The following is a 16,325-nucleotide window of genomic DNA, read 5'->3' on the forward strand; positions in this document are numbered from 1 at the left end:
CCGGCGGATCAGGCCGGGCTCCCAGAACCTTTGGCCATGGATATTCTCCGGCCATGTCGGATCAGTCTGTGGCCGCGGGAGTCGGCCTCGCCGGTGTGCTGGCGCACTGCGGCGGAAACCCGGTCGGCGCCGTCGAGTTGCTGGTGGGGGCGATCTCCTCGGAACCGGCGGCCCCGGAGCCCTGTGCGGCCCTCGCCGAGCTGTGGCAGGACCGGCGCCCGGAGCTGCTGCCCCGGATGCTCGTGGCCAAGGCCCGGCGCATCCGTGAGAAATGAAAGCGTGCAGGTCAGCGGCGCAGGGGGTGTTCACACGTTCGGGTCAGCCGGATCCCGTTCCCGGCGGATACGCTGGTCGGGCCCGCGAGACTCCTCCCCATGGGAGCAATGATGAGCATCGAACCCGAGGCCTCCGAGCCGCGGTGGGCGGTCCCGCCCGAGGGCGGCTGGACCGCCGATGACCTGGACACACTCCCGAATCTGCCTCCGCACACGGAGCTGATCGACGGGAGCCTCGTCTTCGTGAGTCCGCAGACCCTCTTCCATTCGCGAGCGGTCAGCTTCTTCGAATGGCAGCTGCAGTCCCTGGCACCGCCCGGGCTGGAGGTCGTGCGCGAGTTCACCATCGACATCGACCGCTACAACCGGCCCGAGCCCGATGTGATCGTCATCGACGGTGACGTCATCCAGGACCCGGACCAGACCCGGTTTCCCGCCGAGTCGGTGCGCCTCGCCATCGAGGTCGTCTCCCCGGAATCCCGGTCCCGCGACCGGGAGACCAAGCCCGTGAAGTACGCCCGCGCGACGATCCCCCACTACTGGCGGGTGGAGAACCACGACGGGCGTGCGGTGGTCTACGTCTTCGAGCGCGAGCCGGCCACCGGGGCGTACACCTCGACGGGGATCTTCCACGACCGGATGAAGGTGTCGGTGCCGTTCCCCGTCGACCTGGACCTCACGGCTGTCACGGCCCGCCGCCGGGCGGCGGACCCGGGATAGGTCCGGCCGCCCTCCTCCTCGCCGCCCGGTACACGACTCACTCGTACTCGGGCGGTTCCTCGTCCCAGCCGAACTCGGGGTCGCTGTGCTGCGGGGCCGGGGCATCGGTGCGGGCCGGGGCCGGCGGACGCGGTGCGGGGGCCGTCGCAGGTGATGCCGGGGCCGCAGGCGCGGGAGCCTCCGGCGCCCCCGGGGACGTCCGGGCCAGGACCTCCAGTACGCCCTCCCCGTAGGTCGCGAGCTTCTTCTCGCCCAGGCCGCTCACGCCGCCCAGCTCCGCGAGCGAGGCCGGGTGCAGCGTCGCGATCTCCCGCAGGGTGGCGTCGTGGAAGATGACGTACGCCGGGACGCCCTGCTCCTTGGCCGTCGCCCCGCGCCAGGCGCGCAGCGCCTCGAAGACCGGGACGGCGGACTCGGGGAGGTCGGCGACGGCCGCCTTGCCCCTGCCCTTGGCTCCGCCCGCGGAGGACGACGAGCGGGATGTGGGCTTCTTGGGCTCCTTGCGCAGCAGCACGTCCCGCTCGCGGCCGAGCACCGTCGCGCTCTCGTCGGTGAGGACCAGCGTGCCGTACTCGCCCTCGACCGCCAGCAGGCCCTGGGCCAGCAGCTGGCGCACCACGCCGCGCCACTCCGCCTCGGCCAGTTCCTCGCCGATGCCGAAGACGGAGAGCTGGTCGTGGTCGAACTGGATGACCTTGGCGGTCTTGCGGCCGAGCAGGATGTCGATGATCTGGCCCGCGCCGAACTTCTGGTTCCGCTCGCGCTTCAGCCGTACCACCGTGGAGAGCAGCTTCTGCGAGACGACCGTGCCGTCCCAGGTCTCCGGCGGGGTGAGGCAGGTGTCGCAGTTGCCGCAGGCGGGGGCCGTGGGCTCCTGGCCGAAGTAGGTCAGCAGCTGCGCCCGGCGGCACTGGACCGTCTCGCACAGGGCCAGCATCGAGTCCAGATGGGAGGCGGCCCGGCGGCGGAACGCCTCGTCGCCCTCGCCGCCCTGGATGAGCTTGCGCTGCTGGACGACGTCCTGCAGTCCGTACGCCATCCAGGCCGTCGACGGCTCCCCGTCACGGCCCGCGCGGCCGGTCTCCTGGTAGTAGCCCTCGACGGACTTGGGCAGGTCGACATGGGCGACGAAGCGGACGTCCGGCTTGTCGATGCCCATGCCGAACGCGATCGTCGCGACGACGACGAGCCCCTCCTCGCGGAGGAACCGCGCCTGGTGGGTGGCGCGCGTGGAGGCGTCCAGACCCGCGTGGTACGGAACGGCCTCGACGCCGTTGCGGCAGAGGTACTCGGCGATCTTCTCGGTGGAATTGCGCGAGAGGCAGTAGACGATGCCCGCGTCCCCGGCGTGCTCCTCCTTGAGGAAGGTCAGGAGCTGCTTCTTGGGCTCGGACTTCGGCACGATCCGGTACTGGATGTTCGGCCGGTCGAAGCTCGCGACGAAGTGCTTCGCGTCCGGCATGCCGAGGCGGCGGGTGATCTCCTCGTGCGTGGCGTTCGTCGCGGTCGCCGTCAGGGCGATGCGCGGCACGTCCGGCCAGCGCTCGCCGAGCACCGACAGGGCCAGATAGTCGGGGCGGAAGTCGTGGCCCCACTGGGCGACACAGTGCGCCTCGTCGATCGCGAAGACGGAGATCTCGCCCCGGGCCAGCAGCGAGAGCGTGGAATCCAGCCGCAGCCGCTCGGGCGCCAGATAGAGCACGTCCAGCTCGCCCGCGAGGAACTGCGCCTCCATCGATCGCCGCTCGTCGAAGTCCTGCGTGGAGTTCATGAAGCCGGCCCGGACGCCGAGCGCCCGCAGGGCGTCGACCTGGTCCTGCATGAGCGCGATCAGCGGCGAGACGACGACACCGGTGCCCCGGCGGACCAGGGACGGGATCTGGTAGCAGAGGGACTTTCCGCCGCCGGTGGGCATGAGCACGACCGCGTCGCCGCCCGCCACCACATGCTCGATGACCGCGCCCTGCTCGCCGCGGAACGACTCGTACCCGAAGACGCGGTGCAGCGTCCGCTGCGCCTCGCTCTCGCCGCCCGTGTCGGTGCCGGTGCCGGTCACCGTCCCGGTGGTCTCATCCATGGTCACGCCCAATGCTCTGTCCCCCGAGGGTCCGCACGCCCGGCCCTGTCCGTCCTGCTCCCGTCCCCGTCCACGATAGGCGGCTCCTACGACAACACCGGACGGTCTGTGGATAACCGACCGTCCGGCGCTGCTGTCGCTCATACTGCGGGGGATCCGCGCGGGCTACCGCACGAAGACTCCCGCCTGGCTCGCCAGGTCCAGGAAGTACTGCGGGGCCAGGCCCAGCACCAGGGTGACGACGACGCCGGCCGCGATCGTCGTCATGGTCAGCGGGGACGGGACGGCGACCGTGGGGCCGTCCGCCTTCGGCTCGCTGAAGAACATCAGGACGATCACCCGGATGTAGAAGAACGCCGCGACGGCCGAGGAGAGCACACCGACGACGACCAGTCCGCCCGCACCGCCCTCGGCGGCCGCCTTGAACACCGCGAACTTCCCCGAGAACCCGGAGGTCAGCGGAATTCCGGCGAAGGCCAGCAGGAACACCGCGAAGACCGCCGCGACCAGCGGCGAGCGGCGGCCGAGCCCGGCCCACTTCGACAGGTGCGTGGCCTCGCCGCCCGCGTCCCGGACCAGCGTGACGACGGCGAACGCGCCGACCGTCACGAAGGAGTAGGCCAGCAGGTAGAAGAGGACCGAGGAGATGCCCTCCGGACTGGCCGCGATGACGCCCGCGAGGATGAAGCCCGCGTGCGCGATCGAGGAGTAGGCCAGCAGCCGCTTGATGTCGGTCTGGGTGATCGCGACGATCGCACCGCCCAGCATCGTGATGATGGCCACGGACCACATGACCGGCCGCAGGTCCCAGGTGAGGCCCGGCAGCGCCACGTACAGCAGGCGCAGCATCGCGCCGAACGCGGCGACCTTCGTGGCGGCGGCCATGAATCCGGTCACCGGGGTCGGGGCGCCCTGGTAGACGTCCGGGGTCCACATGTGGAACGGGATCGCGCCGACCTTGAAGAGCAGGCCGACCAGGATCATCGCGCCGCCGATGAGCAGCAGCGCGTCGTTGCCCATGGTGTCGGCGAGGGCCGGGTCGATCTCCAGGATCGAGCCGTCGACGACGTTGGCGATGTCGGCGTACGCGAGGGAGCCCGCGTAGCCGTACAGGAGGGCGATCCCGAAGAGGAAGAACGCCGAGGAGAACGCGCCGAGCAGGAAGTACTTCACGGCGGCTTCCTGCGAGAGCAGCCGCTTGCGGCGGGCCACGGCGCACAGGAGGTAGAGCGGGAGGGAGAAGACCTCCAGCGCGATGAACAGGGTCAGCAGGTCGTTGGCGGCCGGGAAGACCAGCAGCCCCGCCACCGAGAAGAGGAGCAGCGGGAAGACCTCGGTGGTGGCGAAGCCGGCCCGGACGGCGGCCTTCTCGCCCTCACCGCCCGGTACGGCTCCGGCCTGGGCGGCGAAGGAGTCGACCCGGTTGCCGTGGGCGGTGGGGTCCAGCCGGCGTTCGGCGAAGGTGAACACCGCCACCATGGCGACCAGCAGAATGGTGCCCTGGAGGAACAGCGTGGGGCCGTCGATCGCGATGGCGCCCATGGCCGCGATCTGGGCCTTCGTGGTGCCGTACCCGCCGGCCGCGAGGCCGACGATCGCGGCGAACGAGGCGGCGACCGCCACCACGGTCAGGAAGAGCTGGGCGTGGTAGCGGGCCCGGCGCGGCACGAAGGCCTCCACCAGGATGCCCAGGACGGCGGCGCCCACGATGATCAGGACCGGCATCAGCTGGGTGTACTCGATCTTCGGCGCCGTGAACGAGGTGCCCGGTGCCGCCGATGTCACCCCGCTCGCCGTCGTCCACAGACTGTGGACAGCTGTTGCGCTCACTTGGCGGCCTCCACCTCGGGCTGGGGGTCCTTCTTCTGTACGTCGGACATGGTGTGCTCGACCGCCGGGTTGACGACCTCGGTGAGCGGCTTCGGGAAGACGCCCAGGAAGATCAGCACGGCGATCAGCGGAAGCGCGACCGCGAGCTCACGGGCCTTGAGGTCCGGCATGGACCGGACCGATTCCTTCACCGGCCCGGTCATCGTGCGCTGGTAGAGGACCAGGACGTAGAGCGCGGCGAGCACGATGCCGGTGGTGGCGATGATGCCGGCCACCGGATACGCGCTGAAGGTGCCGACCAGGACCAGGAACTCGCTGACGAACGGGGCGAGCCCCGGCAGCGACAAGGTCGCCAGACCGCCGATGAGGAAGGTGCCCGCCAGCACGGGGGCGACCTTCTGGACCCCGCCGTAGTCGGCGATGAGCCGCGATCCGCGCCGGGTGATGAGGAATCCGGCGACCAGCAGCAGCGCGGCCGTGGAGATCCCGTGGTTGACCATGTAGAGCGTGGCGCCCGACTGGCCCTGGCTCGTCATCGCGAAGATGCCCAGGATGATGAAGCCGAAGTGCGAGATCGAGGCGTAGGCGATGAGCCGCTTGATGTCGCGCTGGCCGACCGCGAGCAGCGCCCCGTACACGATGGAGACGAGCGCCAGGGCGATCACCACCGGCGTCGCCCACTTGCTGGCCTCCGGGAAGAGCCCGAGGCAGAAGCGGAGCATCGCGAAGGTGCCGACCTTGTCGACGATCGCGGTGATCAGCACGGCTACCGGGGCGGTCGCCTCGCCCATCGCGTTGGGCAGCCAGGTGTGCAGCGGCCACAGCGGGGCCTTGATCGCGAAGGCGAGGAAGAACCCGAGGAACAGCCACCGCTCGGTGCTGGTCGCCATCTCCAGGGATCCGTTGGCGCGGGCCTCCACGATCTCGGAGAGCGAGAAGGTGCCCGCGACCACGTACAGCCCGATGACGGCGGCCAGCATGATCAGGCCGCCGGCCAGGTTGTAGAGGAGGAACTTGACCGCCGCGTACGAGCGCTGGGTCGCGGCGCTCTCGTCGGTGCCCGCGTGGGCCCGGTCGCCGAAGCCGCCGATGAGGAAGTACATCGGGATGAGCATGGCTTCGAACAGGATGTAGAAGAGGAAGACGTCGGTCGCGACGAACGACAGGATCACCATGGCCTCGACCATGAGGATCAGGGCGAAGAAGCCCTGTGTCGGACGCCAGCGCGAGGACTTCGTCTCCAGAGGGTCGGCGTCGTGCCAGCCGGCCGCGATGACGAACGGGATCAGCAGTGCGGTGAGGCCGAGCAGCGCCACCCCGATGCCGTCCACGCCCAGTTCGTAGCGGACGCCGAAGTCGGCGATCCAGGAGCGGGACTCGGTGAGCTGGTAGCGGTCGCCGCCCGGCTCGAAGCGCAGGAAGACGACGGCCGCCAGGACGAGCGTGCCGAGCGAGAAGAGCAGCGCGAGCCATTTGGCCGCGGTGCGCCGCGCGGCGGGGACGGCGGCGGTGGCGATGGCGCCGATCGCCGGGAGCGCCGCCGTCGCGGTCAGGAGGGGAAAGGACATGTGATCAGACCGCCCTCATCAGCAGGGTCGCGGCGATGACGACCGCCGTACCGCCGAACATCGAGACCGCGTAGGTGCGGGCGTAGCCGTTCTGCAGCTTGCGCAGCCGGCCGGAGAGCCCGCCGACCGAGGCGGCCGTGCCGTTGACGACGCCGTCCACCAGGGAGTGGTCCACGTAGACCAGCGAGCGGGTGAGGTGCTCGCCGCCGCGGACCAGGACCACGTGGTTGAAGTCGTCCTGGAGGAGATCGCGGCGGGCGGCCCGGGTGAGGACCGAGCCGCGCGGGGCGAGGACCGGGACCGGCTTGCGCCCGTACATCGCCCAGGCGATGCCGACGCCGACGACCAGGGCCACCACGGTGGCTCCGGTGACCGTGGCCGCGCTCAGCGGGGCGTGCCCGTGGTCGTAACCGGTCACCGGCTCCAGCCAGTTGATGAACCGGTCGCCGATCGCGAAGAACCCGCCGGCGAAGACCGACCCGAAGGCCAGCACGATCATCGGGATCGTCATCGACTTCGGGGACTCGTGCGGATGCGGCTCGTGGCCCTCGGCGTCGGGCTGCCAGCGCTTCTCGCCGAAGAAGGTCATCAGCATCACGCGCGTCATGTAGAACGCGGTGATCGCGGCGCCCAGCAGGGCCACGGAGCCGAGGATCCAGCCCTCGGTGCCGCCCTTGGCGAAGGCCGCCTCGATGATCTTGTCCTTGGAGAAGAAGCCGGACAGGCCCGGGAAGCCGATGATGGCCAGATAGCCGAGACCGAAGGTGACGAAGGTGACCGGCATGTACTTCCGCAGGCCGCCGTACTTGCGCATGTCGACCTCGTCGTTCATGCCGTGCATGACGGAGCCCGCGCCGAGGAACAGCCCGGCCTTGAAGAAGCCGTGCGTCACCAGGTGCATGATCGCGAAGATGTAGCCGATGGGGCCGAGGCCCGCGGCGAGGATCATGTAGCCGATCTGCGACATCGTGGAGCCGGCGAGGGCCTTCTTGATGTCGTCCTTCGCGCAACCGACGATCGCACCGAAGATCAGCGTGACCGCGCCGACGATGACGACGACCAGCTGGGCGTCCGGGGCGGCGTTGAAGATCGCGCCGGAGCGGACGATGAGATAGACACCGGCGGTGACCATGGTCGCGGCGTGGATGAGGGCGGAGACCGGGGTCGGGCCCTCCATCGCGTCGCCGAGCCAGGACTGCAGCGGCACCTGGGCCGACTTGCCGCAGGCGGCCAGCAGCAGCATCAGGCCGATGGCCGTCAGCTTGCCCTGGCTCGTCTCGCCCGCCGACTCCAGCACCGGCCCGAAGGCGAAGGTGCCGAAGGTGGTGAACATCAGCATGATGGCGATCGACAGGCCCATGTCGCCGACCCGGTTGACCAGGAAGGCCTTCTTCGCGGCGGTGGCCGCGGTGGGCTTGTGCTGCCAGAAGCCGATGAGCAGGAACGACGCCAGACCGACGCCCTCCCACCCGACGTACAGCAGCAGGTAGTTGTCGGCGATGACCAGGATGAGCATCGCCGCGAGGAACAGGTTGAGATAGCCGAAGAAGCGGCGCCTGCGCTCGTCGTGCTCCATGTAGCCGATGGAGTAGATGTGGATCAGCGTGCCCACACCGGTGATGAGCAGGACGAACGTCATCGACAACTGGTCGAGCTGGAAGGCGATGTCGGCCTGGAAGCCCTCCACCGGAATCCAGCTGAACAGATGCTGGTGCAGAGCCCGGTCCTCGGCGCCCTTCCCCAGCATGTCGGTGAAGAGGATCAGTCCGACGACGAACGAGGCGCCGGCGAGGACGGTGCCGAGCCAGTGGCCCGTCCTGTCCAGCCGGCGTCCGCCGCAGAGCAGGACCGCCGCTCCGAGCAGGGGCGCCGCGACGAGCAGCGCAATCAGGTTCTCCACGTTTCCGACCCCTTACAGCTTCATCAGGCTGGCGTCGTCGACCGAGGCCGAGTGGCGGGAGCGGAACAACGACACGATGATCGCGAGTCCGACGACGACTTCCGCGGCGGCGACGACCATCGTGAAGAACGCGACGATCTGCCCGTCGAGGTTGCCGTGCATCCGCGAGAACGTGACGAGCGCCAGATTGCAGGCGTTGAGCATCAGCTCGACGCACATGAACAGCACGATCGTGTTCCGCCTGATCAGCACCCCGGAGGCGCCGATCGCGAACAGCAGGGCCGCGAGATAGAGGTAGTTGACCGGGTTCACTGGGCGGCCTCCGAATTCTCCACGTCCTTGCGCCCCAGCCGCTCCCCGGAGCGCTGCTCCAGCGCCTTGAGATCGGCGAGGGACTGCTGCGAGACATCGCGGATCTGACCGCGTTCGCGCAGGGTCTGCATGACGGTGAGCTCGGACGGCGTGCCGTCGGGGAGCAGACCGGGGATGTCCACCGCGTTGTGCCGGGCGTAGACGCCGGGGGCGGGGAGCGGCGGGAGGTGCTTGCCGCGGACACGCTCCTCGGACATCTCCCGCTGGGTCTTGGCCCGTTCGGTGCGCTCGCGGTGCGTGAGCACCATCGCCCCGACGGTCGCGGTGATCAGCAGGGCACCGGTGATCTCGAAGGCGAAGACGTACTTGGTGAAGATGAGGTTGGCGATTCCCTCGACGTTGCCGCCGTGCCGGGCGTTGGCCGCGCCGAGCCCCTTGAAGGAGCTCAGGGAGGCGTTGCCGATGCCCGCGATCAGCAGCACGGCGAACCCGAGGGCACACCCGAGGGCCAGCCAGCGCTGCCCCTTGAGGGTCTCCTTGAGCGAGTCCGCCGCGGTGACGCCGACGAGCATGACGACGAAGAGGAACAGCATCATGATCGCGCCGGTGTAGACGACGATCTGGACGATGCCGAGGAAATACGCGCCGTTGGCGAGGTAGAAGACGGCGAGGACGATCATGGTGCCGGCGAGCGACAGGGCGCTGTGCACGGACTTCTTCATCAGCACCGTGGAGAGCGCGCCGATCACGGCGACGGTGCCCAGGATCCAGAACTGGATGGCCTCGCCGGTCGAGGTGGCGGTGGCCGCGGCCAGGGCGTTCACGCCTCCACCCCCTTGTCCTGCCGGGAGTCGGCGGCCCGGGTGGACTCGATGGGGTCCTCGTCGGACTTGTCGCCCTCGCCCTTGGACACGGCCGTCTGACGGACCGTACCGGGGGCGGCCTCGGTGACCACGCCCCGGTAGTAGTCCTGTTCGTCCATGCCGGGGAAGATCGCGTGCGGGCTGTCGACCATGCCCTCGTCCAGGCCCGCGAGCAGCTCGTCCTTGGTGTAGATGAGGCTCTCGCGGGTGGTGTTGGCGAGCTCGAACTCGTTGGTCATGGTGAGCGCCCGGGTGGGGCACGCCTCGATGCAGAGTCCGCACAGGATGCAGCGCGCGTAGTTGATCTGGTAGACGCGGCCGTAGCGCTCTCCCGGGGAGTAGCGCTCCTCCTCGGTGTTGTCCGCGCCCTCCACGTAGATCGCGTCGGCCGGACACGCCCAGGCGCACAGCTCGCAGCCGACGCACTTCTCCAGGCCGTCCGGGTGGCGGTTGAGCTGGTGGCGGCCGTGGAAGCGGGGCGCCGTCACCTTCGGCGTCTCCGGATACTGCTCGGTGAGCCGCTTCTTGAACATGGCCTTGAAGGTCACGCCGAAGCCGGCCACGGGGTTCTGGAACTTCTCCCCGGACTCCTCCGACTCCCCGGTCCGTCCCGCCCGGCCCGAGGATCCAGCGGATCCCGATGAGCCCGTGAGCTCTGGTTTCTCAGACACCGCCGGCCTCCTTTCCGTCACTCGCGCTTTCGTCACTCTGAGTATCCGCCCCGCCACTGACAACGAGCTCCCGGTCCCGTCGTGGCCTGCGCCTGGGCACCGGCGGCAGCGTCTGTCCGGGCAGCGGCGGCACCGGGAACCCGCCCGCCATCGGGTCGAAGGCGGGCTCGGGTCCGGCCGCTTCCTCCTCGGTCCTGCGCCTGCGGTCGCGGTACATGTCGACGACGAAGGAGATCAGCAGGATCGAGATCACGACAGCGGCGACGTACAGCACGATCCGGGAGAAGTCGTAGCCCTCGTTGCGCAGGGCGCGGACGGTGGCGACGAGCATCAGCCAGACCACCGAGACCGGGATGAGGACCTTCCAGCCCAGCTTCATCAACTGGTCGTAGCGCACCCGGGGAAGGGTGCCGCGCAGCCAGATGAAGAAGAAGATCAGCAGCTGGAGCTTCAGGAAGAACCAGAGCATCGGCCACCAGCCGTGGTTCGCGCCCTCCCAGAAGGCGGAGACCGGGTACGGGGCCCGCCAGCCGCCGAGGAACAGCGTCACCGCGATCATCGACACGGTCACCATGTGGATGTACTCGGCGAGCATGAACATCGCGAACTTGATGGAGCTGTACTCGGTGTTGAACCCGCCGACCAGGTCGCCCTCGGACTCCGGCATGTCGAACGGGGCCCGGCTGGCCTCCCCGACCATGGTCACCATGTAGATGATGAAGGAGACCGGCAGCAGCATGATGTACCAGCGGTCCGCCTGCGCCTCCACGATCGTCGAGGTGGACATCGACCCGGAGTAGAGGAAGACCGAGGCGAAGGCGGCGCCCATGGCGATCTCGTACGAGATCATCTGGGCGGACGAACGGATTCCGCCGAGCAGCGGGTACGTCGAACCCGAGGACCAGCCGCCGAGCACGAAGCCGTACACCCCGACCGCGCCGACGGCGAGGATGTAGAGCGCGGCGATCGGGAGGTCGGTGAGCTGCATCGTGGTGCGCTGCCCGAAGATGGAGACCTCGTTGCCCGCCGGGCCGAAGGGAATCACGGCGATCGCCATGAAGGCCGGGATCGCGGCGAGGATCGGCGCGATGACGTAGACCGCCTTGTCCGCGCGCTTGACGATCACGTCTTCCTTCAGCATCAGCTTGACGCCGTCGGCGAGCGACTGGAGGAGCCCCCAGGGGCCGTGCCGGTTGGGGCCGATGCGCAGCTGCATCCAGGCGACGACCTTGCGTTCCCACACGATGGAGAACAGCACGATCAGCATCAGGAACGCGAAGCAGAAGACCGCCTTGATGACGACGAGCCACCAGGGGTCGGTGCCGAACATCGAGAGATCCTCGGCGGCGAGGACGGCGCGCTCGGGCGCCGTCGTGAGTGCGGCGAGGCCAGTCACGCTCGTACCTCCGATGGTTCGACGGGAGCACCCGGTGCGGCGGCGGGGCCGATCCGCACCAGGCCGCCCGGGTTCACGCCGGTGTCGGCGGGGATGCCGCGCCCCACCGAGTTCAGCGGCACCCAGACCACCCGGTCCGGCATGTCGGTGACCGCGAGGGGAAGTTCGACGGTGCCCGCGGGGCCGGTGACGGCGAGCAGGTCGCCGTCCTTGACGCCGGACTCGGCGGCGGTGACCGCCGAGAGCCGGGCGACGGCCGCGTGCCGGGTGCCGGCGAGTGCGGTGTCGCCCTCCTGGAGCCGGCCCAGGTCGAGCAGCATCCGGTGGCCCGCGAGGACCGCCTCGCCGTCGCCGGGCCGGGGCAGCGGCTGCGCGCTCTCGCGCGGGTCGTCCGCGTGGCCGCCCTCCCAGCCGCCGAGCCGGTCCAGCTCGCGACGGGCGGCGGTCAGGTCCGGCAGGGCGAAGTGCACGTCCATGGCGTCGGCCAGCATGTGCAGGACCCGGGAGTCCGTCGGCGCGAGCGTCCGGGACATCTGCTCGGGCTTCAGCGCCGCCTGGAACATCCGGACCCGGCCCTCCCAGTTGAGGAAGGTGCCGGACTTCTCCGCGACGGCGGCGACCGGGAAGACCACGTCCGCGCGGGCGGTGACCGCGCTCGGCCGCAGCTCCAGCGAGACCAGGAAGCCGACCTCGTTCAGCGCCTCGATGGCACGGTTCGGGTCGGGCAGGTCCTCGACGCCGACCCCGGCGACGAGCAGCGCGCCCAGTTCGCCGGTGGCCGCGGCCTCGACGATCTGGCCGGTGTCGCGGCCGTGGCGGGAGGGCAGTTCGGCCAGCCGCCACAGCTCCGCGACCTCGTCGCGGGCCCGCGGGTCGGTGGCCGGGCGGCCGCCGGGCAGCAGCGAGGGGAGCGCGCCCGCCTCGACCGCGCCCCGGTCGCCCGCCCGGCGCGGAATCCACACCAGGCGTGCGCCGGTGGCAGTGGCGGTGCGGATCGCGGCGGACAGTGCGCCGGGCACGCCCGCGAGCCGCTCACCGACGATGATCAGCGCGTGCTCACCGCGCAACGCCTCGGCGGCCGCCGCTCCTTCGGCCTCCAGGCCGACGCCGCCCGCGAGCGCGTCCAGCCATTCGGTCTCGGTGCCGGGGGCGGCGGGCAGCAGGGTGCCGCCCGCCTTCGCCAGGCCCCGGGTGGCGTGCGAGGCGAGCGCGAAGGTCTTCTGGCCGCTCTTGCGGTGGGCCTTGCGCAGCCGCAGGAAGACGCCGGGCGCCTCCTCCTCGGACTCGAACCCGACGAGCAGGACCGCGGGGGCCTTCTCCAGGGCGGTGTACGTGACACCCTCGCCGTCGAGGTCCCGGCCGCGTCCGGCGACCCGGGCGGCCAGGAAGTCGGCCTCCTCGGCGCTGTGGACCCGGGAGCGGAAGTCGATGTCGTTGGTGTCGAGGGCGACCCGGGCGAACTTGCTGTACGCGTAGGCGTCCTCGACGGTCAGCCGGCCGCCGGTCAGGACGCCGGTACGGCCGCGGGCGGCGAGGAGTCCGGCCGCCGCGGCTGCCAGCGCCTCGGGCCAGCTCGCCGGTTCCAGGACGCCTTCGGCGTTGCGGACCAGCGGGGTGGTGAGCCGGTCGCGCTGCTGGGCGTAACGGAAGCCGAACCGCCCCTTGTCGCAGAGCCACTCCTCGTTGACCTCGGGCTCGTTGGCCGCGAGGCGTCGCATGACCTTGCCGCGCCGGTGGTCGGTCCGGGTCGAGCAGCCGCCCGCGCACTGCTCGCACACCGAAGGGGTGGAGACCAGGTCGAAGGGGCGGGAGCGGAATCGGTACGCCGCCGAGGTCAGCGCGCCGACCGGGCAGATCTGGATGGTGTTGCCGGAGAAGTACGACTCGAAGGGGTCGCCCTCGCCGGTGCCGACCTGCTGGAGGGCGCCGCGCTCGATCAGCTCGATCATCGGGTCGCCCGCCACCTGGTTGGAGAACCGGGTGCAGCGCGCGCAGAGCACGCACCGCTCGCGGTCCAGCAGCACCTGGGTGGAGATCGGGACGGGCTTCTCGAAGGTCCGCTTCTTGCCCTCGAAGCGGGAGTCTGCGCCGCCGTGCGACATCGCCTGGTTCTGGAGCGGGCACTCGCCGCCCTTGTCGCAGACCGGGCAGTCCAGCGGATGGTTGATCAGCAGCAGCTCCATCACGCCCTTCTGCGCCTTCTCGGCGACAGGAGAGGTGATCTGCGACTTGACGACCATGCCGTCGGTGCAGGTGATGGTGCAGGAGGCCATCGGCTTGCGCTGGCCCTCGACCTCGACGATGCACTGGCGGCAGGCGCCGGCGGGGTCGAGGAGCGGGTGGTCGCAGAAGCGCGGGATCTCGATGCCGAGGAGTTCGGCGGCCCGGATGACCAGGGTCCCCTTCGGGACGCTGATCTCGATGCCGTCGATGGTCAGCGTGACCAGGTCCTCGGGCGGAACCGCCGCCTCGCCGCCCCCGGAGGGCGCACTCGTGGTGACTGTCATGCGTTCACCCCCCGGTGAGCGTTCTTGCCGTCGGTGTTCTTGTCGTCGGCCCAGGCCGTGGACCGGGCGGGGTCGAAGGGGCAGCCCTTGCCGGTGATGTGCTGCTCGTACTCCTCGCGGAAGTACTTGAGCGAGGAGAAGATCGGCGAGGCGGCGCCGTCGCCGAGCGCGCAGAACGACTTGCCGTTGATGTTGTCGGCGATGTCGTTGAGCTTGTCGAGGTCTGCCATCTCGCCCTTGCCCGCCTCGATGTCGCGGAGCAACTGGACCAGCCAGTACGTGCCTTCGCGGCAGGGTGTGCACTTGCCGCAGGACTCGTGGGCGTAGAACTCGGTCCAGCGGGTGACGGCCCGCACGACACAGGTCGTCTCGTCGAAGCACTGGAGCGCCTTGGTGCCGAGCATGGACCCGGCGGCGCCGACGCCCTCGTAGTCGAGGGGGACGTCGAGGTGCTCCTCGGTGAACATCGGGGTGGAGGAGCCGCCCGGGGTCCAGAACTTGAGGCGGTGACCGGCCCGGATGCCGCCGCTCATGTCGAGGAGCTGACGGAGCGTGATGCCGAGCGGGGCCTCGTACTGGCCGGGGCTGGTGACATGGCCGCTGAGCGAGTAGAGCGTGAAGCCCGGGGACTTCTCGCTGCCCATCGACTTGAACCAGTCCTTGCCCTTGTTCAGGATCGCGGGAACCGAGGCGATGGACTCGACGTTGTTCACCACAGTGGGACAGGCGTACAGACCGGCGACCGCAGGGAAGGGGGGCCGCAGCCGGGGCTGGCCACGCCGTCCTTCGAGAGAGTCGAGCAGCGCGGTTTCCTCACCACAGATGTACGCACCGGCGCCCGCGTGCACCGTGAGTTCCAGATCGAGTCCTGAACCCAGGATGTTCGTCCCCAGATAACCCGCCTCGTACGCCTCTCGTACGGCCTCGTGCAGTCGTCGCAGCACGGGGACGACCTCACCGCGCAGATAGATGAACGCATGCGAAGAGCGGATCGCGTAACAGGCGATCACGATGCCCTCGATGAGGCTGTGCGGGTTCGCGAAGAGGAGCGGGATGTCCTTGCAGGTCCCCGGCTCCGACTCGTCGGCGTTGACCACCAGATAGTGCGGTTTGCCATCGCCCTGCGGGATGAACTGCCACTTCATCCCGGTGGGGAAGCCCGCGCCCCCGCGGCCGCGCAGACCGGAGTCCTTGACGTACGCGATGAGGTCGTCGGGGTCCATGGCCAGCGCCTTGCGCAGCCCCTCGTACCCCTCGTGGCGGCGGTAGGTGTCCAGCGTCCAGGACTCGGGCTGGTCCCAGAAGGCGGAGAGCACGGGTGCGAGCAGCTTCTCGGGGCTCGTCCCGTTGTGGTCGATCTCGGCGGCCAAGGTCATCACTCCCCCTCCTCGGCTGCGGGCCCGGCCGGGTGCTCCGGGTCGGAGGCCGAGGTCTGCTGCGGTGCGTCGTGCGAGCTGAGGTGCTCGGACGGCGAAGGGTCGTGCGGCTGCGCGTCCTGCGGCTGCCCGGCGCGCGGGGAGACCACGCGCGCCTTCGGGAGCGCCTCGCCCTTGGCGAGCTTCAGCCCGACGAGGGAGGCGGGGCCCGCGCCGCCGGTCGCCTCGACGGCGCCGGGGCGCTCGTCGGGGAAGCCCGCCAGGATGCGGGCGGTGTCCTTGTACGAGCAGATCGGCGCGCCGCGGGTGGGCTCGACGGTCCGGCCGGCGATCAGGTCGTCGACGAGCTGCGTGGCACTCTCCGGCGTCTGGTTGTCGAAGAACTCCCAGTTGACCATCACGACGGGCGCGAAGTCGCAGGCGGCGTTGCACTCGATGTGTTCGAGGGTGACCTTGCCGTCCTCGGTGGTCTCGTTGTTGCCGACGCCGAGGTGCTCCTTGAGCGTGTCGAAGATGGCGTCGCCGCCCATGACCGCGCACAGGGTGTTGGTGCAGACACCGACCTGGTAGTCGCCGCTCGGCCTGCGCCGGTACATGGAGTAGAAGGTGGCGACGGCGGTGACCTCGGCGGTGGTGAGGTCGAGCGTCTCGGCGCAGAAGGCGACGCCCGTACGGGAGACGTAGCCCTCCTCGGACTGCACGAGGTGCAGCAGCGGCAGCAGGGCGGAGCGGCTGCCGGGGTAGCGGGCGAGCACCTCCTTCGCGTCCGCGTCGAGCCGGGCGCGCACCTCGGCCGGGTAGGGGGTGGCGGGGAGCTGCGGCATCCCCAG

The 16,325-nt window shown here is 70.0% G+C and carries 13 protein-coding genes; 2 read left to right on the forward strand and 11 right to left on the reverse strand.

The genetic code is table 11. From position 1 onward, the window contains the following. Window positions 1-53 precede the first annotated feature (53 nt). On the forward strand, window positions 54-275 hold the full coding sequence (locus AC0VY3_RS31730; protein WP_475551170.1) for a hypothetical protein: 222 nt from the start codon (window positions 54-56) through the stop codon (window positions 273-275). A gap of 111 nt (window positions 276-386) precedes the next feature. Next, window positions 387-995: a Uma2 family endonuclease gene (locus tag AC0VY3_RS31735; protein WP_475551766.1), complete on the forward strand. Its 609-nt coding sequence runs from the start codon at window positions 387-389 to the stop codon at window positions 993-995. Window positions 996-1,032: 37 nt separating this feature from the next. Here AC0VY3_RS31735 and recQ read toward each other — a convergent pair whose 3' ends face one another. From recQ to nuoE, 11 genes are all read right to left on the reverse strand, one after another. Continuing rightward, window positions 1,033-3,072: a DNA helicase RecQ gene (gene recQ / locus AC0VY3_RS31740; protein ID WP_103508416.1), complete on the reverse strand. Its 2,040-nt coding sequence runs from the start codon at window positions 3,070-3,072 to the stop codon at window positions 1,033-1,035. Between the two features lie 165 nt (window positions 3,073-3,237). Then, window positions 3,238-4,902, reverse strand: coding sequence for an NADH-quinone oxidoreductase subunit NuoN (nuoN, locus tag AC0VY3_RS31745; protein WP_103508389.1), 1,665 nt, complete (start codon window positions 4,900-4,902; stop codon window positions 3,238-3,240). Continuing rightward, window positions 4,899-6,470: an NADH-quinone oxidoreductase subunit M gene (locus AC0VY3_RS31750; protein ID WP_030628487.1), complete on the reverse strand. Its 1,572-nt coding sequence runs from the start codon at window positions 6,468-6,470 to the stop codon at window positions 4,899-4,901. Before AC0VY3_RS31750 ends, nuoN begins: the two co-directional genes overlap by 4 nt. Window positions 6,471-6,474: 4 nt before the next feature. After that, window positions 6,475-8,370, reverse strand: coding sequence for an NADH-quinone oxidoreductase subunit L (nuoL, locus tag AC0VY3_RS31755; protein ID WP_103508388.1), 1,896 nt, complete (start codon window positions 8,368-8,370; stop codon window positions 6,475-6,477). Window positions 8,371-8,382: 12 nt separating this feature from the next. Further along, window positions 8,383-8,682 carry an NADH-quinone oxidoreductase subunit NuoK gene (nuoK, locus tag AC0VY3_RS31760; RefSeq protein ID WP_018960446.1) on the reverse strand — a complete coding sequence of 100 codons (300 nt, stop codon included), beginning with the start codon at window positions 8,680-8,682 and terminating at the stop codon, window positions 8,383-8,385. Beyond that, on the reverse strand, window positions 8,679-9,506 hold the full coding sequence (locus AC0VY3_RS31765; RefSeq protein ID WP_103508387.1) for an NADH-quinone oxidoreductase subunit J: 828 nt from the start codon (window positions 9,504-9,506) through the stop codon (window positions 8,679-8,681). The genes nuoK and AC0VY3_RS31765 overlap by 4 nt, the downstream gene beginning before the upstream one ends. Further along, window positions 9,503-10,216 (reverse strand): NADH-quinone oxidoreductase subunit NuoI, encoded by a 714-nt coding sequence (nuoI, locus tag AC0VY3_RS31770; protein WP_475551171.1) that lies wholly within the window; start codon window positions 10,214-10,216, stop codon window positions 9,503-9,505. The genes AC0VY3_RS31765 and nuoI overlap by 4 nt, the downstream gene beginning before the upstream one ends. Continuing rightward, entirely contained in the window at window positions 10,209-11,612 is a 1,404-nt protein-coding gene (gene nuoH, locus AC0VY3_RS31775) for an NADH-quinone oxidoreductase subunit NuoH (protein ID WP_103508385.1), read from the reverse strand. Before nuoH ends, nuoI begins: the two co-directional genes overlap by 8 nt. Beyond that, window positions 11,609-14,119: an NADH-quinone oxidoreductase subunit G gene (locus tag AC0VY3_RS31780; RefSeq protein ID WP_475551172.1), complete on the reverse strand. Its 2,511-nt coding sequence runs from the start codon at window positions 14,117-14,119 to the stop codon at window positions 11,609-11,611. The genes nuoH and AC0VY3_RS31780 overlap by 4 nt, the downstream gene beginning before the upstream one ends. Then, window positions 14,116-15,498: an NADH-quinone oxidoreductase subunit NuoF gene (nuoF, locus tag AC0VY3_RS31785; RefSeq protein ID WP_170994551.1), complete on the reverse strand. Its 1,383-nt coding sequence runs from the start codon at window positions 15,496-15,498 to the stop codon at window positions 14,116-14,118. Before nuoF ends, AC0VY3_RS31780 begins: the two co-directional genes overlap by 4 nt. Continuing rightward, entirely contained in the window at window positions 15,495-16,319 is an 825-nt protein-coding gene (gene nuoE, locus AC0VY3_RS31790; RefSeq protein ID WP_103508383.1) for an NADH-quinone oxidoreductase subunit NuoE, read from the reverse strand. Before nuoE ends, nuoF begins: the two co-directional genes overlap by 4 nt. Window positions 16,320-16,325: the final 6 nt, after the last annotated feature.

Source organism: Streptomyces sp. iso_384, from assembly GCF_056172905.1.